The sequence below is a fragment of the Mogibacterium kristiansenii genome, from assembly GCF_009695905.1.
GTDB classification, from domain to species: domain Bacteria; phylum Bacillota; class Clostridia; order Peptostreptococcales; family Anaerovoracaceae; genus Mogibacterium_A; species Mogibacterium_A kristiansenii.
Genome location: NZ_VUNA01000017.1, coordinates 18,220 through 40,552, shown reverse-complemented (window position 1 = coordinate 40,552; position 22,333 = coordinate 18,220). Strand labels below are relative to the sequence as shown.

Below are 22,333 nucleotides of genomic sequence, written 5' to 3'. Positions count from 1 at the left end.
AAGATCGCAGGGCTCACGGCGGACCATTAGCCTGTAGGTAACCAATCCACGAATAACAGAGTGGCCACATGCCGGGAACTGTTAAATCAAAGCTCTTTCCAGATGCTGTCAAGAAAATACAAATGTGCCATGCCGAGAGAAGAAACTTTCTTGTAATCGTCTCTTGACAACGGTCACTTCATAACAGGCTTTCCCGGGAAGGAGGCGCAAACTCCCACGGCCGCCGGCGCCTTTTCCCGGCAACCGGTTTGCGCCTCTCAACGGAAGAATAAGGCTTTCCCGGGAATGGGGCGCAAACTCCCGCAGCCGCCGGCGCCTCTTCCCGGTGAAAGGTTTGCGCCCCTCGACGGAAGAATAAGGCTTTCCCGGGAGTGAGGCGCAAACTCCCACGGCCGCCGGGGGGCTCTTCCCGGGTGAAGGGTTTGCGCCCCTCGACGGAAGAATAAGGCTTTCCCGGGAGTGAGGCGCAAACTCACACCGCCGCCGGGGGGCTTTTCCCGGCAACCGGTTTGCGCCTCTCAACGGAAGAATAAGGCTTTCCCGGGAATGGGGCGCAAACTCCCGCAGCCGCCGGCGCCTCTTCCGGGTGAAAGGTTTGCGCTTCTCGACGGAGAAATAAGGCTTTCCCGGGAAGGAGGCGCAAACTCCCACGGCCGCCGGCGCCTTTTCCCGGCAACCGGTTTGCGCCTCTCAACGGAAGAATAAGGCTTTCACGGGAATGGGGCGCAAACTCCCGCAGCCGCCGGCGCTTTTCCGGGTGAAAGGTTTGCGCTTCTCGACGGAGAAATAAGGCTTTCACGGGAAGGAGGCGCAAACTCCCACGGCCGCCGGCGCCTTTTCCGGGCAACCGGTTTGCGCCTCTCAACGGAGTAATAAGGCTTTCCCGGGAGGGGGGCGCAAACTCACACTGGCTCCGGGCGGATTTCCCGGTGAAGGGTTTGCGCCTCTCGACGGAAGAATAAGGCTTTCCCGGGAGCGGGGCGCAAACTCCCACGGCCGCCGGGGGCTTTTCCGGGTGAAGGGTTTGCGCCCCTCGACGGAGAAATAAGGCTTTCCCGGGAATGGGGCGCAAACTCCCGCAGCCGCCGGCGCTTTTCCGGGTGAAGGGTTTGCGCCCCTCGACGGAGAAATAAGGCTTTCCCGGGAAGGAGGCGCAAACTCCCACGGCCGCCGGCGCCTTTTCCCGGCAACCGGTTTGCGCCTCTCAACGGAAGAATAAGGCTTTCCCGGGAATGGGGCGCAAACTCCCGCAGCCGCCGGCGCCTCTTCCCTGCAAAAGATTTGCGCCCCTCAACGGAAGAATAAGGCTTTCCCGGGAGTGAGGCGCAAACTCCCACAGCCGCCGGCGCCTTTTCCCGGCAACCGGTTTGCGCCCGTACAAATAGAAGAAGGAGGTGTCGCACCAATCATGCGACACCTCCTTCTTCTTCATCCTTACCTTTATTACTTCTTTTCTTTTCTCATGGTCAGGGAAATCTTTTCCCGTTTCACATCCACATCCAGCACGCGCACATCCACGATGTCGCCCACCTTCACCACGTCCAGCGGATGTTTTACGAAACGGTCCGCCAGCTGGGAGATGTGCACCAGACCGTCCTGGTGTACGCCGATGTCCACGAAGGCACCGAAGTCCACGATGTTCCGGACGGTGCCCTTCAGTTCCATGCCCGGTTTCAGATCCTTGACCTCCATGACATCGGAACGGAGAATCGGCGCCGCCGCCTCGCTTCGAGGATCCCGGCCCGGTTTTTCCAGCTCTTCCAGAATATCCTTCAAGGTGTACTCTCCGATTCCCAGGTTTTCCGCCATTCGCTGCACCGCTGCCTCGCTGATTTTCGCCGGGGCTGCCGGCGCCTGTTTCGGCTTTTCCTCTTTCTTCGGGCGGTTCAGCGCCTTCAGCGCGCTGAGGCTGCTGAGGTTTCCTTTTTCGTTCACCGCAACTTCCGGGGCTGCGTTCCGGGAATTCTCCTTCTTCCCCTTGCCAGCACCCTTTCCGCTTCCGGCACCCGCTGCGGAAAGCTTCGGATTGGCGGCCAGATCTCGGACGCCGCCGTTTGCCAGGTCCGCCTCGCTGTATCCCAAAGTCGCCAGGATGGTGCGGGCCGCTTCATAGCTTTCCGGGTGCACTGCGGTGGCATCCAGCGGTTCCTCGCCGCCGGAAATTCGCAGAAAACCGGCGCACTGCTGGAAGGCTTTCGGTCCCAGCTTCGGCACCTTCAGGAGTTCCTTCCGGCTCCGGAACCGGCCGTTGGCCTCCCGGTATTTCACGATGTTGGACGCAACGGTGCTGGTGATTCCGGACACGTATTCCAACAGGGACGGGGAAGCGGTATTCAAATCCACGCCCACCCGGTTTACGCAGTCTTCCACCACGGCGTTCAGGGCTTCCCCCAGCTTCTTCTGGTTCATATCATGCTGGTACTGACCCACGCCGATGGATTTCGGATCTATTTTTACCAACTCCGCCAACGGATCCTGAAGACGGCGGGCGATGGATGCGGAACTGCGCTCGCCCACATCCAGGTCCGGATATTCTTCCGTGGCCAGCTTACTGGCGGAGTAGACGGAGGCTCCCGCCTCGTTGACGATGACGTACCGGAGTTTTTTGCCCTCTGCCTGTGCGTACTCCTTGATAAAATCAACGATAATCTGCTCGGATTCCCGGGATGCGGTTCCGTTGCCCACGGAGATCACATCGATGTCGTACTTCTTCACCAACTTTGCCAGCACGGCCTTGGCTTCCCGCACCTTGTTCTGGGGCGCCGTTGGGAAAATCACCGTGGTGTCCAGGATTTTGCCCGTCGGGTCGCACACCGCCAGCTTGCATCCGGTACGGAACGCCGGATCCCAGCCCAGTACGGTTTTGCCCGCCAGCGGCGGCTGCATCAGAAGCTGCTCCAGGTTGCTTCCGAAAATCTTAATGGCCCCTTCCTGGGCTTTCTCGGTGAGCTCGTTCCGAAGCTCCGTCTCGATGGACGGGGCAATCAGCCGCTTGTAGGAATCCGCCAAAGCCGGCGACAGGTAGTCCCCTCGGCCCACCTGCTTCTCCAGGTACTGCACGCAGGTTTCCTCCGGCGCCTGAATGTGCACGGACAGCATCTTCTCCTTCTCTCCCCGGTTCATAGCCAGCACCCGGTGTCCCGGAATCTTTGCGACTCCCTCGGTATAGTCCGCATAGTTGGCATAGACCGGATTATCCACACCTTCTTTTGTGGCCACGGAAACCATCATGCCTTGCTTCTGGGTGCGGTTTCGAATCTGAGTCCGATACTCCGCGTCGTCGGAAACGTCCCCGGCGATGATATCCTGCGCGTACCGAATCGCCTCCGGCACGGTGTTCACTTCTTTTTCCGGGTCCAGATACTTCTGCGCTTCCGCTTCCACGTCTGCCGCCGCTCCGTGCTTCCGAATAAAATCCGCCAGTCCGCTGACGCCTTTCTCCTTGGCAATGGTGGCTCTGGTGCGGCGCTTCGGTTTGTACGGCCGGTACAGGTCCTCCACGGCCACCGCGGTCTCCGCCGCCTCAATCTGCTTCCGCAGCGCCGGGGTCATCTTCTCCTGCTCCTCAATGGACGCAATCACCGTCGCCTTCCGCTCCTCCAAATTCCGCAGGTACTTCAGCCGCTCGTCAAACGCCCGCAGCTGCTCGTCGTTCATCCCGCCGGTCACGTCCTTCCGGTACCGAGAAATGAACGGAATCGTGTTCCCCTCATCGATTAATTTAATCACCGCCTCGGTCTGTGCCGGACGAATCTCTAATTCCTGAGTAATTTTCTTTTTAATATCCATATGTCGTTTCGTTTCTCCTAAAAAAAATAAAACATCCCGCCGGCGTTTCCGGCAGGGCCGCGGGAAAGCGGCTTGTCTATGATACCACATTCTCGGCGTTTTTGGTATCGCTCTCAAGAATTCCGATTGACGGCTCCCCCCCTGCCGGGTATATAATAAGCAGTAAACAAGTTAGAAACACAAGGAGGTTATATGAAACGAGTCCTATTGGACCAGGAAAAGAAAACCATCCGCCTGTCCAGCTGGCTGGGCGTTACCGTGGCAGTCTTCGAGCTTGCCATGTTCATCGTCAGCGGATCTCAGGCGATTCTCATCGACGGCGTCTACGATGCAATGGATGTGGTTATTCTGGTAATCTATCAGATGCTGCTTCCGCTGATTTACAAGCCGGTCAGCGAGCGCATTCCATTTGGTTTTGCCCAGGTGGAAACCCTGTTCATCCTGATTAAGGGCTCCGTCCTGATTGTCGTCACCTCCATGATTATTTATAACGATATCGTCATCATCCTGAACGGGGGCACCTCCATCGATACGAAGCAGGTGCTGATTTTCGAAGCCTTCCTGACGCTGTTCTGCATCTTCGGCTACTTCGTGGTGCGGAGACTGGGCCGAAAGCTGAAAACCCCGATGATCAAGGTGGAACTGATTACCTGGAAGATCGACGTTTTTCTGAGTTTGGGTGCCTTCCTGGCATTCTTCATGGAAATCCCATTCCTCCACTTCCACGTGCTGGAATGGCTGGTTCCGTATATTGACCCGCTGGTTTCCTGCGCCATCGCCATGCTGATGCTGCCGGAGCCGACCCGGGCATTTATCAAAGCCATCCGAGGACTGGTGCTCATGGCCCCTTCCGAGGAAAAACTGGAACGGATTCGCACCCTGTGCCACGAAACCCTTTCGGATTACCCGTATGAAATCGACTTTATCGATGCGGTTCGCACCGGCCGAAAAATGTGGATTTCCCTCTACTTCACCACGGAAGGGAACATGATTAAGGTGCCACAGCTGAAACAGGCCACCATGGACTTAAAGAAAGCTCTGTCCACGATTTACCTGAACCTGGATGTGGAAATGATTCCGGAAATCCACCCGGACAATCCGGCGGAATAGAATTTAAATAGAACTAGGGAAAAAAATAGTTTCTTCGCGAATAGTTGCGGGATAGGTATTAGCCTATCCCGCAACTTTTTTGTAAAGAGCCAAAAGGTTGGTGCAAGCCGGCGAAAAAGGCCTACAACTTGGTGCAACGGAAACGGAAAATCAAGGCCTTGCGGGGTTCCGTGCACCAACTCCGGAGCTGTAAGCCGGCGAAAAAGACCTACGACTTGGTGCAACGGAAACGGAAAATCAAGGCCTTGCGGGGTTTCGTGCACCAACTCCGGAGCTGCAAGCCGGCGAAAAAGGCCTACGACTTGGTGCAACGGAAACGGAAAATCAAGGCCTTGCGGGGTTCCGTGCACCAACTCCGGAGCTGTAGGCCGGTGAAAAAGGCCTACGACTTGGTGCAACGGAAACGGAAAATCAAGGCCTTACGGGGTTCCGTGCACCAACTCCGAAGCTGTAAGCCGGCGAAAAAGGCCTACAACTTGGTGCAACGGAAACGGAAAATCAAGGCCTTGCGGGGTTCCGTGCACCAACTCTGCGCCGGCTCCCGGGAAACCGGTTTGCGCCTCTCAACGGAAGAATAAGGCTTTCCGAGGTGTGAGGCGCAAACCCCCACCGCCGCCGGCGCCTTTCCCCGGCAAAAGGTTTGCGCCTCTCAACGGAAGAATAAGGCTTTCCCGGGTGTTGGGCGCAAACTCTCACCTCCGCCGGCGGCTGAATCCCTCCATTCCCGCCGGCCGGCCATATAAAAACAGTGCCGGCGATGAATCCGTTCATCGCCGACACCATTAAGCATCACTTCTTATTCCAACTATTCCGTGTCAACTGTCCCGCGCCTAACTATTCGGCGCCCGCCCGCGTGGCGCCCACTTATTCGCTACTCTGCATCCGGCACCCACATCAGGTAGATTTTGCCCTCTGCCTGTACCATCTGGAAGGTAATCGCATCGTCCTTCCGCAGGCCGAAATCCTGCTTCGGCGCTTCCAGCAGTTCGCCGTAAATCTCCGTCTCGCCGAAGCCGGTACACTTCACCCACACGTATTCCGGATACAGCCCCGCCTTCTGCACGATGACGCTGACGTATTCCGGGCACTCCACGTTCCGGCTTCCGTCAATCAGCTCCAGGTCGTAAATCAGCTGGCGCAGTTTTTCCTTGGTTTCGAACTGCTCCCGCGTCTGCGCCGCAATGCCGTCAAAGGCGCTCCAATCCACATCCAGCTCGCCCTGATCCAGGAATTTCTTGTAGCACACGTCGCCGTAGCGAACCCGTGCCATCTGCGCCGTCACATCCGGCCCCGCTTCCAGCTCGGTCCCGTCCATCTTTGCGGAACACAGGATGTAGAAGCTGAGGCCCAGCCCCTCCTCGATATAGCAGTATGTCAGAATTCCGGTCGCTCCTTCCATAACGGTAAAAGCATTCTTCAGTGCGTCCATATCTTCCGGGCATTCAATGTATTGATACCGGTGGTACAGTTCCCGAAAATTCGCTTCTTCCATTACTCTCAGCTTCACCGTCTGCGTATTCTCCGCCATTTAATCGTCCATTCCTTTCTCTAACTGCGCTATCATATCATCCGAGGACACGGACAGTGCCGAATCCATATCGAAACAGGACCAGATGGATGTTTCATCGTATCCGCTGAACAGAATCGCTTTGTCCAGATTCTGGAAGGATTCGTGGAACAGCTTCTTGCCCAGTTTCACCGTGATCTTCTTTCCGTTACGGGAATACTCATCGGAGATTTCATTGGTATTGTCCTCCGATGGTCCGTATTCATTTTCCAACATACCTTCCTGCTTCAGCGTGGTTCCGTCCACCGTATAGGTGCAGACCCGATAGGTGATGGAGGAATCTCCGCTGGTTCGGTAAATGTAGAACTTGCCATCCTTACCGGTGAACACCACGTAATTTACGCCCGCTCCGGCCGCGACATCCGACAGCAGCGACTCCGAGCCGTTGGCATCGCTCTTCATCTCCACCGTCTCGCCATCCTTCACCGTATAGATGTGCAGGTCCGCCTGATGATTGTTCACCTCTTCCATCAAAAACAGCTCCGGCACGCCGTCCGAATTGATATCACACAGCGCCGTCTGGCGGTCAATGGTCACCAGATCCGAGCTCACCGCCCGCTGCCAGTTGTAATTATCCACCGAATATTTCTTGTCCTGAACCAGAGTATCGTACAAGGTGTACACCTGGCTGAGATCCACATCCTTCTTCTGATCCGTTTCCACCTGCTCCGTCTTCTGACCGTCATCCGCAGATTTGTCCTCATCCGCCGACTTGCTGCAGGCGCTCATGCCCAGCACCAGCATCGCCACGCAAAGGCACCCGATCCATCTTTTCATCTTCATGGCGTTTCCCCCTTCCAGAAGGTCATTTTCTTATATTATAGCGGAGAAAAACAACCCCTGTGTGAAAACACCGTACATATTTCCCCTAAAAACATTTTTCTTTCTCCCGAGTAAACCGGGCATTACCAGTTGGTGGCAATATCGATCTGAGTCGGATTCCGGCTGGCAAAACCGCCGGTATCGCAAACGATGGCCAAACCCAAACTTGTTTTTACAATGGATCCTCTCGGATGCCGACTGAGGTTCGCCGCTACCATGATGTAGTTCCCCAGCATTTTGCAGCCGTCCTTCCGTTCCCAATAGGCATCCGTATTTCCCATCCCACGCATGGTTCGAACCACGCCGGACATGTTCAGATTGTAGTAGGTTTCTTTTCCGTTGGGACCGTTGGCCGTTCCGCTGGACCGGGAAAGCCTGCCTCCGCTGTAGCTGTAGGCACTCTGTACGATGTCGTAGACTTCCGACGCCCCGATATTGGTGTCGGTGGATGCCGGCACGTATTCCAGATTCTCCGCCTTCTTGGCAATCCGGCGAACATAGGCCTTTTCAATCAGGTCGGCGCCGGTTTTCTTCGTTCTCTTTGCGGTTCCGGTAACTTCACCGGCAATCTGGTTCTGCACCAGGTCTACGGCAATCGCTTCCGCCTGCTTCTGCAGCCGGGCATTCTGCCGGGTAAGATACACGGTGTAAAGAATATCCAGCACCATTCCCGCCGCCGCAATCAGTTCTGCGGCGAGAATCATCGCCATTATTTTCTTGCTGAGATTTTTTAATCGATGCATAGTCACTCCTGTCTCGTTCCCTTACAATAGCTGTATTATACCACAGGAGATTTCCAATCCAAAATTTTCTACAATTCCTCCAGTACTTCTCGGATTTCCTTCTCCGCCTCTTCCAGCTTCTCCAGAAATTCTCGGGAAGAATACCGATCTGCTCCGTGCCCCAAAGCATTCTGCTGCACCAGCGCATCCGAAGAGATGACCCGGATGGATCGGGTCCCCTTTGCTTCATCCACCATTTTGCCGATGAGGATGTCTGCCGGTTCTTCTTCCTTTGTATAGATGACCTGTACGCCAAAATGCTGCTCCACAGACCCCACGCCGTACGGGACTTTATAGGCATCGAACACCACAATCAGCTCGCACTGCATGTACCCCTGATAGTTCACCAACCGGTCGATGAGCTGCTGCCGGGCCGCCCCCAGGTCTTGGTTGGCCAGGTCTCGCAGGGTTTCCGAATAGTTAATCAGGTTGTACCCGTCGATGATTACCAGATCGGATTTCGCCTCCCCGGTTCCCTTTGCCGGCCGCATGTGTTTTTTTCGGATTTCTTCATTGCGGGCCAAAGCCTCTGCGGACGCAATATCGTCCTGCTTCGTCCGCCGTTCCACCGGACCCTTGCGCATGATTTTTTTGCTCTTGCCGTAGGTGCGTTCGAAAATCGCCCGAAGCTCTTCGTCGGAAGCCATGGTTTGGCGCAGCCGTTCCCGGCGCATATCCCGCACGCTTTCCTCCGGGGCGCTGCTGCGAAGGGCGGAAGGCAGGTGCATGTGCGCTTCCACCTCGTCCCAGGGAACGATATTGCCGGCGCCGTGGGACACGAACACCGAATCCGCCGGGTTTTCCAGATCCCGCTCCGGCTCATAGGAACTGCGGGCCAGTACCTCCTCCGGATTGTGGCACACGTCGTACCCTTTCAACGAACAGAGAATTCTTCCCTGACCGCCGGTATAGGATGCCAGTGTCACCGGATAATCCATTAAACCGGCCGCCGGCGCTTCTCCCGGAACCACAGAACGGTCGCCGGACTGTTCCAGATTGCCGATTTTTCCGCCCATCTGTTGAATATCCGTCATGGCTCTGCCCACATAACCGGTGGGCACCTCGATGCGGAAAGTGAACCAGGGTTCCAAAATCACCGATTCCGCCTTCATCAGCCCGTTTCGAACCGCCCGGCAGGCCGCCTCCCGAAAATCTCCGCCGCTGGTGTGCTTCTCGTGGGCTTTGCCCGCGGCCAATGTTATTTTTACATCCGTCAACGGTGCCCCCAGCAGCACGCCTCGATGCTCTTTCTGTTCCAGATTTCCCAGAATCAGCCGCTGCCAGTTGCGGGCCAGCAGGTCTTCCGACAGGGTGCTGTTGTACACGATGCCGCTGCCTCGCTCCCCCGGTTCCAGAATCAGGTGCACCTCGGCGTAGTGGCGAAGGGGCTCAAAATGGCCCACGCCTTCCACCGTATCCAGAATGGTCTCCTGATAGATCAGGCTTCCGGTACCGAATTCCACGGTGTATCCGTATCGCTCTTCAATCATAGTGCGAAGCACCTCCAGCTGAATCTGACCCATCAGCCGGATACCGATTTCCGACGTCTCGCTGTTCCAGGTGACGTGCAGCTTCGGGTCTTCCTCTCCCAGTTCCCGGAAATGGCGCAGCACGGTATGCACGTCCATGCCCTCCGGTACGATGACGCTGTAGGTCATGAAAGGTTCCAGCACCTCGCCGCTGTCCGGGTCTGCGCTGCCCAGCGCGTCGCCAGGAATCACGTGGGACAGGCCGGTGACCGCGCATACGGCTCCCGCTTCCGCCTCATCGGCGGAACGGTATTTCATTCCGGAATAGAATCGAATCTGATTCACCTTCTCTTCCCACGGCTCCCCGTTCTCATCGGTGCCGTGCAGCAGGGTGCGCACCGCCAGCTTTCCCCCGGTAAGCCGAAGGAACACCAATCGCTCCCCCCGTTCGTCCCGGCTCACTTTGAACACCTTTGCGCCGAAGGTCTCGTCATAGGCCGGCTCCTCCGTATACCGATCCAGGCAGTCCATCAGGTACTCGATTCCCTGCATTTTCAGGGCAGACCCAAAAATACACGGGTACAGCCGCCGTTCCCGAACGGCCCGGGCGATATCCTCATCCCCTACCGGCCGATCCATCAGCACCTGCTCCGCCAGCTCCGGCACCGCCAAAGTCAGGTCGTCCAGGAACTCCTCACTATCCCGGTTCCGGCTGAAATTCACGAAGCCCTCCCCGAAGGCTTCCTCTAATTCTTCTATAATCGTCTCCCGCTCCCGAACCGCCAGGTCCATCTTGTTGACGAACACCATCACCGGAATGTTCCGCTGACGCAACAGCTTCCACAGGGTTTCCGTGTGGCTTTGGATGCCGTCCGGTGCTGAGATAATCAGCACCGCCAGGTCGATTACCGACAGCACCCGCTCCATTTCCGCCGAAAAATCCACGTGTCCCGGAGTGTCCAGGAAGGTCACCTCCGTGTTTCCCGCTTGGAACCGGGCCTGCTTCGAGAACACCGTAATGCCTCGGTTTCGCTCCACGGAATTTCCATCCAGATAGGAGTCCCCGTGATCCACCCGGCCCAACCGCCGAATTTCGCCAGACCGGTAGAGCAAGCCCTCCGACAAAGTGGTTTTACCCGCGTCAACGTGAGCCAATATTCCCATAATCAATTTCTTCATGAATGGAATTCCTTTCGCCTTTATGATATTGTAATGATACCATGAGTGGTAGAATTTGTGTAAAATTTCCATAAAAAAAGGCCGGATTGGCGGTGATTTCCGACTTTACACAGATTTTACAGATTCATGATAATGTTCCTTACATTGAAGTTTTAAGATTGTACCATAAAGAATTTTAAGATTGTACCATAAAGAAGCAAAGAAAACGAACACGAGGAGGTTTCGGTATGATATATTGCGTAGAAGACGATCAGAGCATCCGGGATCTGATGCTGTATACTTTGAACACGGCGGGTTTTTCCGCCAATGGTTTCCCGGACAGCGTTCCTTTCTGGGATGCAATGAAACAGGAGACGCCGGAACTGATTCTTCTGGATATCATGCTGCCGGGGGAAGACGGCATCGCCATTCTCAAGGAACTGAAAGCCTCGCCTCTGACCCGGAACATTCCGGTGATCATGGCAACGGCAAAGGATTCGGAATACGATAAGGTGATTGGATTGGATCTGGGCGCCGATGACTACCTGTCAAAACCCTTCGGCATGATGGAGATGATTTCCCGCATCAAAGCCGTACTTCGCCGCACCACCCCGAAAGAGGATGCGCCGGTGCTGATGTGCGGAGGCATTGCCCTGAACACCGTCAAGCATCAGGTTTCCGTCCACGACCAGCCGGTCACCCTGACCTTGAAGGAATATGAACTCCTTCGTACTTTTATGGAAAATCTGGGCAAGGCATTCTCCCGGGAGCAGCTTCTTTCCTCGATCTGGGGCATTGACTTCGTCGGGGAAACCCGGACGGTGGATGTCCATATCGGAACTCTGCGGACCAAGCTGGGAAGCTGCGGCGGGATGATTGCCACCGTCCGCGGAGTGGGTTACAGAATGGAGGATACCGGTGAGTAAGAAAATTTTTCGCTCCATCTGGATGGTTTCCATCCTGGTGCTGACCGCCTCCCTGATTATCATCATGGCGGCATTGTACGATTACGTGGATACCACGCAGCGAGAGCAGCTGGTGGACGAAACCCATCTGGCTGCCAAAGGCGTGGAACTGAACGGCAAAAAATATCTTCATAAATTAGATTCCGACAGCTACCGAATTACCTGGGTCGCTGCGGACGGCACGGTGCTCTTCGACAACCGGGCGGACGTGGATTCCATGGGCAATCACAAAGGACGTGAGGAGATCAAAGAGGCGGAGAAGGACGGTTTCGGCCAAAGCGTTCGCTACTCCAACACCCTTTCCGTAAAACAACTTTACGCCGCGGAACGCCTGTCCGACAAGAGCGTGCTCCGGGTGTCCATCGACCAGAAACCGGTGTGGATGGTGCTTCTGGGCATCGCCCCATCCATCGCGTTTGTAGCAATATTCGCCATCCTCATTTCTCTGTGGCTGGCTTCCCGGCTTTCCTGGAAAATCGTGGAGCCAATCAACAAGTTGAACCTGGATGAGGCCATTCAGCACGTGGATGAGGACGATTTCAAGGAAATCGCTCCGCTGATCCGCCGTATGACCCAGCAGCAGGAGCAGCTGCGGAAGGACCGAGACGAAATTGCCCGGTCGGCGCAGATTCGTCAGGATTTCACCGCCAACGTGTCTCACGAACTGAAGACACCGCTCCACGCCATCTCCGGATACGCGGAGCTGCTGGAAAACGGCATGGTTCAGGAAAAGGACATCCGGCCTTTCGCCGCAAAAATCCGCTCGGAATCCCTGCGGATGGCCAAGCTGGTGGAGGACACCATCGGCCTGAGCAAGCTGGACAGCGGTGCCCCGGAAATGAAGTGGGAGGATACGGATCTCTTCACCATCGCCGAGAATGCGGTGGACTGTCTGGAAATTCCAGCGGAAGAGGCGGGCGTGTCCATTTCCCTCCAGGGAAAATCCTGTCCGATGCACGGGATTCCGGAAACCCTGTACAGCATCGTCTACAACCTCTGCGAAAACGGCATTAAATACAACCACTCCGGCGGCTACGTGCACGTGCACCTGGAACCGACGGAATCGGAAATCCTTCTGACGGTGTCCGATTCCGGAATCGGCATCCCGGAGGACGCCCAAAGCCGCATCTTCGAACGGTTCTACCGGGTGGACAAGAGCCGTTCCAAGGAGGTGGGCGGCACCGGACTAGGCCTCTCCATCGTAAAACACGCGCTGATGATCCATCACGCGACGGTTCACGTGGACAGCATCCCGGGCAAGGGCACCACCTTCACGGTGCGCATCCCGAGACGGCCGATGTAGGCGTGGGCTTCGCCGATTAGTGGTGCGCCGCTCCGCGGCTTCGGACTTGGTGCAAGGACTCCCGCAAACCCTTGTTTCTGCGTTTCCTTTGCACCAAGTCTTTGGTCCTTTTCGGAGTTCCAACCCTTCGGACTTGGTGCACGAATCCCCGCAAGCCCTTGTTCCTTCGTTTCCCTTGCACCAAGTCTTTGGTCCTTTTCGGAGTTCCAACCCTTTGGACTTGGTGCAAAGACTCCCGCAAAACCTTGTTCTTTCGTTTCCTTTGCACCAAGTCTTTGAATTCCAATTCTCCGTCTACGATGTGACGTGGTGCTTCACCTCCCGAAATCCCTTGTTTCTTCGTCCGGAGGCACCACGTCACTCAGCCCGGATGGGCCGACGCCCTCATTGACGTGGTGCTTCACCTCCCGCAAGCCCTTATTCCTTCGCGGAGGGGCACCACGTCCCTCGCTCCGAATGAACCGCCTCCCTTACTGACGTGGTGCTCCATACCCCGCAATCCCTTATTCCTCCGTCGAGGGGCACCACGTCCCCGGCCCCGGATGGAATTGGAAAAGGAAGTGCGGACGAATTTGCCATTCGACTGCACTCCCTTCCACTTTTGTTCTGTATCGACAGAAAAAGTAGCGGCGCCATTGCACCGCTACTTTTTCTTCATAATCCGATTAAGTTTTACTACTTTACTTTTCCGCTTCTCTTTGGTGCGGAAGATTTCTTGAACTTGATGGTACATTTTCTCTTTCCTCCGGAAACGCTTAACTTTGTCGGCTTCGGCAGATCTTTTACCTTAAATTGCACCAAGTGTACCATTTTTCATGCAATATCACAACATCTTCTTCCGTTTCAGCACGACGTACAGGCCCAGGCAGATGACCACCACGATACCGCTGATGATGCCGAAGCCGAAAGGCGTCTGGGCGAAAGGCATGTATTTCGTCAGCACGTTCATTCCGTACATTCCGGAGATTACCGTCGGAATCGCCAGAATCAGCGTGATGGAGGTGAGGATTTTCATCACGTTGTTCAGCCGGTTATCGAAAATCGTAGACATCAGCTGGCGGGTGCCGTCCACGATGCTGCGGTAGATGTCCGTCATCTCCACCGCCTGCTGGTTTTCCACGATGGCATCGTCCAGCAGCTCTTGGTCCTCCGGGAAGCGTTCCAGCCGAGAGTACCGGGTGAGGCGGTCCAACACGTTGCCGTTCTCACGAATGGAGGTGGCGAAGTACACCAGCGCCTGCTCCAGCTCGTGAAGGCTGAACAGATCTTCCTCTTCCACATCGTCTCGCACCTTTTCCTCGATTTCCTGCCGCTTCCGGTCGATTGCGTACAGCGCCTTCTGGTACAGCAAAGCGGATTCCAAAAGAATCTGATACACGAACCGCAGTTTTTTCCGGGTGGAAAAATCATTCATCCGATTCTTCTCGAAATTCCGAAGCACGAAGGACTCCTCCGAGCAGATGGTCACGATGGCTTCTTTAGTGATAATGATTCCCAGCGGAATGGTCACGTAAGCCCGCACCCCGTTCCGGTATTCCTCCGACGGGATGTCCACCACGATTAAAGTGTAGTTCTCCGGAAGTTCAATTCGCGTCTTTTCTTCCAGGTCAATTGCCGCCATCAGGTCGTCCACCTCGACGCCCATCCGTTCCGCAATCAGCTCCGCCTCTTCGTTGGAAGGGTTGGTCATCTTCACCCAGCAGTCGTGACAGAAATTCGGCACCGAACTCGTCCGTCCGTTCTGCGTGTAGAAATACTTAATCATGCCCCATCTCCTTTCTGTCTCATTGCTGTCTATTGTACCACAATTTTTCCCCCCCGGCGGGTCCACGCCACCTGCAAAATCCGCGTAAAAACCGCCTTCCCGAATCAGAAGTCCATATACGCCTTAAACGCCGTTGGAATGGAATATTCCTCCTGCAAAGCGCTTTTCTCCGCCGCAAAAAAAACATTTTCTGCCGCCGACGCGTCCGGCCGCTCCTCCGCCTCAATCTCGAAGGCGTGCATGTGCCACTCCACATGGCTAAAAATATGTTTCGACGGCTTCAGCTTCCGGATGGCCTTCGGCTCATATCCCAGCGTCCGGCAGGCCTCCTCCGCCTGCGCCTCCGTCAGCCAGCCCTCCGCGTTGGGCAGCTCGTACAAATTCGCCAGAAGCCCCCGTTCCGGGCGCTTCCCAATCACCACCCGGTCCCCCGTCCGGATTCGAAGCACGGTGCGTTTTTCTTTTCGCCGCTGTTTCTTCTCTTCCTTCACCGGAAGCTGCTGTTCCTTCCCCGTCCGGCGGGCCTCACAGTGCATCTGCCATGGGCATTTTCCGCAAAGCGGCGCTCCGTTGGGGAGGCAGATGGTGGCTCCCAGGTCCATCAGGGCCTGATTCATGTCCCCGGGCCGGGTGCGGTCCAGGATTTCCTCGTAATAGGCCGTGGCCACCTTTCGAGCGGCGGTGGTGCGGATGCTTTCCTCGTAGCCGGTCATGCGGGCGTAGACCCGAAGCAGGTTCCCGTCCACAGAAGGGATGGGGTAGGCAAAGGCGATGGAACTGATGGCCGCCGCCACGTACTCCCCGATGCCGGACAGCTTCTGCAGCTCTTTGGGGGTTCCCGGAATTTCGCCCCCGTATTCCTCCATCACCTGGATGGCCCCCTTGTGCATGTTCCGAATCCGGCTGTAGTAGCCCAGCCCCTGCCACAGTTTCAGGAGCCGTTCTTCCTCCGCTTCCGCCAACGCTTTCACATCCGGAAGCTCCCGAAGGAACCGCTGATAATATTCAATTACCGTGTCCACCCGGGTCTGCTGGAGCATAATCTCCGAAACCCACACATGGTAAGGCGTCGGATCCTCCCGCCAGGGGAGAATCCGACGTTCACTGTCGTACCAGGACAGCAAGAGGTCCGATAGTTTTGCTGCTTGTTGATTTCGATTTGATGTATTCAATCTCTTTTTCCTTCTGTTTAATTATTTAATCCACGCGCAGGGCGGTGACCGGGTCGCTCTTGGCGGCCTTCCGGGATGGGATGATTCCGCCGATCAAGGTCAGGATGATGCTGAGGATTACCAGCACGATTCCTCCCACCACCGGCAGGGACACCTGCATGTTCACGCTGGTCACATGGCCGATGATGATGTTGGTCGGAATAATCAGGATTTCCGTCACGCCGATTCCGATCAGTCCGGCCAATGCCCCGATGATAAAGGTCTCCGCGTTGAACACCTGGCCCACGTTCCGCTTGGATGCGCCGATGGCTCGAAGGATTCCGATTTCCTTTCGCCGTTCCAGCACGCTGATATAGGTGATGACTCCAATCATGATGGAAGATACCACCAGGGAAATGGACACAAAGGCGATGAGCACGTAGCTGATGGCATCGATGATGTTGGTCACGGAACCCATCAGGGCTCCCGCCAGATCGTTGTAGGTGATTTCTTGATCGGTTTTGCCCGATTTCACCATCTTCCGGTTGTATCCATCCAAAATATCCTTCACCTCGGCCTTGCTTTCGTAGTCCTTGGCGTAGATGGCAATCTGAGTCGGATTGGATTTCTTCGCATAGCCGAAGCTCTTCATGTTTCCTTCGTAGGTGTTGGCCTGAGTGTTCATCAGGGACGTGATCAGGGATTGAATCTCGCTCTCGCTCATGTTCATTCCCATGGCGTCCGCAAAAGCATCCGTATCGATCTTAAAGGCTTTGGAGAAATCCAGGCTGCCCATGCTCTTCATGTAGCTGGTCATCATGCCGGATACCAGTTTTTCCGACATGGAGGCCACCGCCTTGGCGGTGTATCCGGACATAGCCGCCGCCAGATTCTTCTCCAGCGCCGAGGTGTCCATGCTCTTTGCCACGGTGGAATTGATTATTTTCTGGGCTTCCGGGGTGGACAGATACTCCTGAAAATCCTGCTGCATCTGCTGCGTGGTAGGATAGTTGTTCTCCTTCGCAAATTTTGCGTAGCCCTCCATCAACTCCGTCATGATCCGCTCCCCATCCTCGTCGGAAATCTCCACGTTCTCGAGTTTTGTTTTTAGAGAAGTCATTTTGGCAGAGAGTTTGTCCTGCACGCCCTGAGACGCCAGAAAACCATCGATGGTCTCGTCGGTGATGCCGTCGGGGTCGGTGATGCCCTTGTCCTTCAGGTATTTCGGGAAGTCCTGAAGCACATCCTTCATGGTGTCCTGCAGGTTCTCATCCTTCAGCTGCTCCTCCACGTGGGTCTTCAGGATGCGGCTCATGTTGTCCGAGAGGATTTTTCGGGCCGCCGGGGAGTTCATGTAATCCTGAAAGGCGGTGTTCATCTTGGTGTAGTCGGTGCCCTTTTTCTCGGAGTATTCCAGGAAGCCTTTCATCAGGCCGCCGAAAAGCTCCTGCAGGCTCTCTTGAGTGAAGTTCAGCTTGGTGCTCTGCATCAGCTTCTGAATGTCTCCTTGGCTCATGCCCGGAATTTGAGTCACGGCCTTCGGGTCGATAAGGCCGCTCATATCCATTTTCTTGGACGGCGCCTTCATGGCCTTGCCAATCTGGGACGGATCGAATTGGAAGGCTTTGGCAAAGGCGTTTTTGTCAAAGGAAAACATGGATTCGAAGTCCGGTCCGTCGCTCTCCTCGCCGAATTCTTTTCCCGTGAGGATGTTGATGTCCCGGCTCTTCTTCTGGGCCCGAACCACTTTGCTGTCCGCCGCCTTTTGAATCATGTGGTCCGTCAGGGAAGCCGGGTAGTAGATATCCCCGTTCAGCACGGTGAAATCCACATCCTTCTTCGGCTTGACCACGCCCACAATTTTGAGGTCCTCCCCCTTTCCGATGACGCGGTCCATATGGCTGTCGTCTTCGGAGCGGTCCACCCACACGTTCTGGGAAGAGTCGTAGGTGTAGTAATCCGAACTGCCAATCATCTTGAATTTGATGCCCATGCAGTCGTTGTAGTTAAAGGTTTCGGTCTGATCCTCGTCCAGATGCACGTCCTTTCCCTTGGAGAAATCCTTCAGCATCTTGTCCAGGTCGTTCATGTTCTTCAGGCCCATGGCGTACAGGGCGATGTCGCTGGCCATACCTTCCTTGGACAGCACCAGCACACACTCGTTGTACTTCTTCGGCCAGTGCCCCGCCTTCACATCGTACTCGTCCCGGTAAAGAGACGGATCTGACGGCAGCTGGTGGAACACGTCGGTGCTCATCATGCTGCTGTATGCCATGGAGGAGCTGATGGACATGCCCATCTTTTTCCGGGTTTCGTCCGGATTCACCTTCCGGTATTCCGTATCCACTTTCCGGAAAATCTGGGGCTTCACGTCGTAGCTGTATTCAATGGCTCTCGTGTGCTTCTCTAAATTACTTTTGCCGCTGTCGATGTATTTCTTCAGGGATTTCAAATCATTGGATTCCATGACAGAGGCCATATTGGTCACCGTCTGCAGTTCCCGAATCTCCCCCTTTTTCGCACTCTTGCCGGCATCCCCATCGCCGCCCCGGGTGAACATGGCCGACATGTCGAAGCCGGAGCTGTCCACCGTCAGCGGGTATTCCCGGATGGTGTCCTCCTCCACGCCGCGGATGTAGTTGTTCACCCCATTGGACAGGGATAAAATCATGGCAATGCCGATGATGCCGATGGATCCCGCAAAGGCCACCAGAATGGTGCGGGCTTTCTTGGTCTTCAGGTTGTTGAAGCTCAGCTGCAAAGCGGTGGCAAAATTCATGGCCGCTTTGCCCAGGTTCCGGTGCACCGCTTTTCCCGCTTCCTCTTTGCTCACGGAAAAAGGCCGGGAGTCCGAAATGATATTCCCGTCCTTCAGCTCCACAATCCGGTCGGCGTACTCCCGGGCCAGCTCCGGGTTGTGGGTCACCATGATTACCAGGTGATCCTCCGCCACTTCTTTGAGGATATCCATAATCTGAACGCTGGTCACGCTGTCCAGCGCACCCGTCGGTTCATCCGCCAAAAGAATGTCCGGGTCATTCACCAGCGCCCGGGCGATGGCCACCCGCTGCATCTGTCCCCCGGAAAGCTGGCCGGGCTTCTTATGAAGCTGGTCGCCCAGACCCACTTTGGCCAGGGCCTCCGCCGCTTTATTTCGCCGTTCTTCCTTCCCGATTCCGGAAATGGTCAGTGCCAGTTCCACGTTGGACAGGATGGTCTGATGGGGAATCAGATTGTAACTCTGGAACACGAACCCGATGGTGTGGTTCCGGTAGGAATCCCAATCCCGGTCCGTGTACTTCTTGGTGGATGTCCCGTTGATGATCAGGTCCCCGCTGTCGTACCGGTCCAGTCCGCCCAGTACGTTCAGCAGCGTGGTTTTGCCGGAACCGGAGGGTCCCAGAATCGCCGCGAACTCGCTGTCCCTGAAATTCAGGCTCACGCCGTCCAGCGCTTTCTGCACCAGTCCCCCGGTGCGGTACTCTTTTCGAATGTTCTTAATCTGCAGCATCTCTCGCCTTTCCCTTTATAAACAATATCACCGCATACACCAGACAAATGCTCTCGGAAATCGGCGTGGTCCACCAGATGCCTTCGCCGCCAAAAACTCTCGTCATCAGCACCAGTACCAGCAGCATCACCGCGATGGCTCTGCCGATGGTGATGGAAACCGCTTTCCCCGCATGTTCGATGGATGCAAAATATCCGGCCAACACCACGGTGAATCCCGCCGGCACAAAGGAGATGCAGAAAATCCGCAAAGCATGTACCGTGTAATTTCTCAGGTGAGTCAAATCCGCCGGAATAAACAGCTTTGCCAGCAGGCCTCCGCCGAATACGGACAGCACCACGGTGACCGCCGCAAAACCGGCCGCCGTAATCAGGCCGTACCGGAGCAGCTTGGCCGTGGCGGATTTTTCTTTTTTCCCGTGATAGAAGCTGATTAGCGGCTGGCTGCCCTGAGCGATTCCCGTCATGGAATAGATGTACAGGGCGTTCACGTAGTTGATGATGGTATAGCTGACCAAGGCCTCGTCCCCCAGATAGGCCGCGATGGCGTGGTTGAAAAAGTACACCGTCAGTCCGGCGGACAGCTCCGTAATGCCGGAGGACAGGCCGTTTTTCATGGCCCGCACAATGGTGCGCCCGCTAAAATGAAAGCGGGTGAAATGCAGCACGGCTTCCTTGGACAGGAAGTGCCGCAGATACAGGGCCGTGACCCCCACCTGGGACAGTGCCGTGGCAATGGCCGCACCGAAGACGCCCAGCGGAAACACGATGACCAGCAGGTAGTCCATGATGCAGTTCAGGATGACGCCAACCATCACGATTTTGGTGGCTTTCTTCGGATGCCCGTCCGCCTTCAGCAGAATCTCAAAGGAATAGGACACGATAAATACCACCGCAAAAGGAGCGATGGTTCCGATGTACTTCGTCACATAGGGCAGGGTGGCTTTGGTAGCCCCCAGGAACAGGGCCAGTTCCTCCAGCTTCCAGAACAGGAGCCCGGAAATCAGGAGGGACAGTACGATCAGGAACGCGAAGTTCTGGCTGAATATCTCGTTGGCTTTTTCCTTCCGGCCTTCTCCCAATGAGATGGAAACCACCGTGGAGGTGCCCACCGCGAACATCAGGGACAGGGCAAACATCGCCGTCACAAACGGCGATGCGATATTGATGGCGGTCATGGCCGTTACGGAAACGCCTTTCGCCACGAACAGCCCGTCCACTGCGGTGTACAGGGTGTACACCCACTGAGCCAGTATGGATGGAATGATGTATCGGATGTATTCTGAGCGAAGGGACTTTGGCTCTCCTCTCAACTGCATAAATGTGTACCTCGTTTCTTTGGTTGTGGGCGGGTCCTCCGGGAACTGTGGGCCCGCTGGGAGCGAAGGCCCTCCGGGGGGCCGGTGGACCCTTCGGGGGGGCCGGGCTGCCGCTCCGGAGGTCTTTGAACCCTCCGGGAAAGCCGGAGCCCTTCGGGAACTGAAGGCCCTCCGGGCGCCGGGCAGGGCTACCGCCAAATTGGAAGGCCCTTCGGGCGCCGGGCAGGGCTGCCGCCGTCCCGTTACATGACTTTTTATTTTACCATATTGTGCGGTTTTCTGTGTGAAAAACCGGTGATTGGAAAGGAGCGTGCAGTTACGCGAAAGCCTTTGGCGAGCCGAACGGGTCCTCGACGTCATGGACGTGGTGCCTCACTCCCCGCTAGCCCTTATTCCTTCGTCCGGGGGCACCACGTCCTCGAGACCCAGCGGGCCTTCGGCAGTGCGGACGTGGTGCTTCACTCCCAGCAATCCCTTATTCCTTCGTCGCCGGGCACCACGTCCCTCGGGCCCAGCGGGCCTTCGGCAGTGCGGACGTGGTGCTTCACTCCCAGCAATCCCTTTTTCCTTCGTCCGGGGGCACCACGTCCTCGAGACCCAGCGGGCCTTCGGCAGTGCGGACGTGGTGCTTCACCGCCCGCTAGCCCTTATTCCTTCGTCGCCGGGCACCACGTCCCTCGGGCCCAGCGGGCCTTCGGCAGTGCGGACGTGGTGCTTCACTCCCAGCAATCCCTTATTCCTTCGTCTTGAGGCACCACGTCCTCGAGCACAGTAGCCGTTCCCGCCGGGCGGACGTGGTGCTTCACTCCCAGCAATCCCTTATTCCTTCGTCGCCGGGCACCACGTCTCTCGGGCCCAGCGGGCCTCCGGCAGTGGGGACGTGGTGCTTCACTCCCAGCAATCCCTTTTTCCTTCGTCCGGGTGCACCACGTCCTCGAGCACAGTAGCCGTTCCCGCCGGGCGGACGTGGTGCTTCACCGCCCGCTAGCCCTTATTCCTTCGTCGCCGGGCACCACGTCTCTCGGGTCCAGCGGGCCTCCGGCGAGCCGGACGTGGTGCTTCACTCCCAGCAATCCCTTATTCCTTCGTCGCCGGGCACCACGTCCTCGAGCACAGTAGCCGTTCCCGTCGGGCGGACGTGGTGCTTCACCGCCCGCAATCCCTTTTTTCTTCGTCCGGGGGCACCACGTCCTCGAGCACAGTAGCCGTTCCCGCCGGGCGGACGTGGTGCTTCACCGCCCGCTAGCCCTTATTCCTTCGTCGCCGGGCACCACGTCCCTCGGGCCCAGCGGGCCTTCGGCAGTGCGGACGTGGTGCTTCACTCCCAGCAATCCCTTATTCCTTCGTCGCCGGGCACCACGTCTCTCGGGCCCAGCGGGCCTCCGGCGAGCCGGACGTGGTGCCTCACTCCCCGCTAGCCCTTATTCCTTCGTCCGGGGGCACCACGTCCTCGGGCCCAGCGGGTCTTCGGCGCTAAAGACTAAAGCCGAAGGAAATTCCCGCCCGCGAATTTCCCTTCCACGCACGGTCGGCGGGAATTTCCCTCTTTTCCCCACGGCACCGAGCCCGCTCGGTGCCGCCCCAATCGGAAAGCGCTTCCCGCCTAAGCTTTTCCCGGAAGTG

The 22,333-nt window shown here is 56.5% G+C and carries 13 protein-coding genes; 3 read left to right on the top strand and 10 right to left on the bottom strand.

The features are described 5' to 3' along the window. Nucleotides 1-1,443: 1,443 nt before the first annotated feature. The gene (locus tag FYJ65_RS08065; RefSeq protein ID WP_154554811.1) at nt 1,444-3,789 is read right to left on the bottom strand and encodes a Tex family protein; all 2,346 of its coding nucleotides are present in this window, start codon (nt 3,787-3,789) and stop codon (nt 1,444-1,446) included. Nucleotides 3,790-3,981: 192 nt separating this feature from the next. On the opposite strand from FYJ65_RS08065, the gene FYJ65_RS08060 reads away from it, so the two are divergent. Next, the gene (locus tag FYJ65_RS08060; protein ID WP_154554810.1) at nt 3,982-4,899 is read left to right on the top strand and encodes a cation diffusion facilitator family transporter; all 918 of its coding nucleotides are present in this window, start codon (nt 3,982-3,984) and stop codon (nt 4,897-4,899) included. 871 nt (nt 4,900-5,770) lie between these two features. Here the strand turns inward: FYJ65_RS08060 and FYJ65_RS08055 are convergent. From FYJ65_RS08055 to FYJ65_RS08040, 4 genes are all read right to left on the bottom strand, one after another. Beyond that, on the bottom strand, nt 5,771-6,427 hold the full coding sequence (locus FYJ65_RS08055; RefSeq protein WP_154554809.1) for a hypothetical protein: 657 nt from the start codon (nt 6,425-6,427) through the stop codon (nt 5,771-5,773). Then, nucleotides 6,428-7,249: a hypothetical protein gene (locus FYJ65_RS08050; protein WP_154554808.1), complete on the bottom strand. Its 822-nt coding sequence runs from the start codon at nt 7,247-7,249 to the stop codon at nt 6,428-6,430. A 122-nt stretch (nt 7,250-7,371) separates the two neighbouring features. After that, complete coding sequence (locus FYJ65_RS08045; protein ID WP_154554807.1) at nt 7,372-8,031, bottom strand: hypothetical protein; 660 nt, start codon at nt 8,029-8,031, stop codon at nt 7,372-7,374. Nucleotides 8,032-8,099: 68 nt separating this feature from the next. After that, complete coding sequence (locus tag FYJ65_RS08040; RefSeq protein ID WP_154554816.1) at nt 8,100-10,718, bottom strand: translation factor GTPase family protein; 2,619 nt, start codon at nt 10,716-10,718, stop codon at nt 8,100-8,102. A 227-nt stretch (nt 10,719-10,945) separates the two neighbouring features. Here FYJ65_RS08040 and FYJ65_RS08035 point away from each other — a divergent pair, with 227 nt between their 5' ends. Both FYJ65_RS08035 and FYJ65_RS08030 read left to right on the top strand, forming a co-directional pair. Continuing rightward, entirely contained in the window at nt 10,946-11,623 is a 678-nt protein-coding gene (locus FYJ65_RS08035) for a winged helix-turn-helix domain-containing protein (RefSeq protein ID WP_154554806.1), read from the top strand. Further along, entirely contained in the window at nt 11,616-12,965 is a 1,350-nt protein-coding gene (locus FYJ65_RS08030) for a sensor histidine kinase (RefSeq protein ID WP_288796741.1), read from the top strand. The genes FYJ65_RS08035 and FYJ65_RS08030 overlap by 8 nt, the downstream gene beginning before the upstream one ends. Before the next feature lie 675 nt (nt 12,966-13,640). Here FYJ65_RS08030 and FYJ65_RS09770 read toward each other — a convergent pair. From FYJ65_RS09770 to FYJ65_RS08010, 5 genes are all read right to left on the bottom strand, one after another. Next, complete coding sequence (locus FYJ65_RS09770; RefSeq protein ID WP_268890087.1) at nt 13,641-13,763, bottom strand: hypothetical protein; 123 nt, start codon at nt 13,761-13,763, stop codon at nt 13,641-13,643. Nucleotides 13,764-13,788: 25 nt separating this feature from the next. Continuing rightward, entirely contained in the window at nt 13,789-14,730 is a 942-nt protein-coding gene (locus FYJ65_RS08025) for a magnesium transporter CorA family protein (RefSeq protein WP_154554805.1), read from the bottom strand. Between the two features lie 104 nt (nt 14,731-14,834). Further along, a complete protein-coding gene (gene mutY, locus FYJ65_RS08020; protein ID WP_154554804.1) occupies nt 14,835-15,902 on the bottom strand; it encodes an A/G-specific adenine glycosylase in 1,068 nt (355 codons plus the stop codon). A gap of 25 nt (nt 15,903-15,927) precedes the next feature. Further along, nucleotides 15,928-19,392 carry an ABC transporter ATP-binding protein/permease gene (locus FYJ65_RS08015; RefSeq protein WP_154554803.1) on the bottom strand — a complete coding sequence of 1,155 codons (3,465 nt, stop codon included), beginning with the start codon at nt 19,390-19,392 and terminating at the stop codon, nt 15,928-15,930. Next, nucleotides 19,379-20,710 carry an MATE family efflux transporter gene (locus FYJ65_RS08010; protein ID WP_235898241.1) on the bottom strand — a complete coding sequence of 444 codons (1,332 nt, stop codon included), beginning with the start codon at nt 20,708-20,710 and terminating at the stop codon, nt 19,379-19,381. The genes FYJ65_RS08015 and FYJ65_RS08010 overlap by 14 nt, the downstream gene beginning before the upstream one ends. Between the last annotated feature and the right edge of the window lie 1,623 nt (nt 20,711-22,333).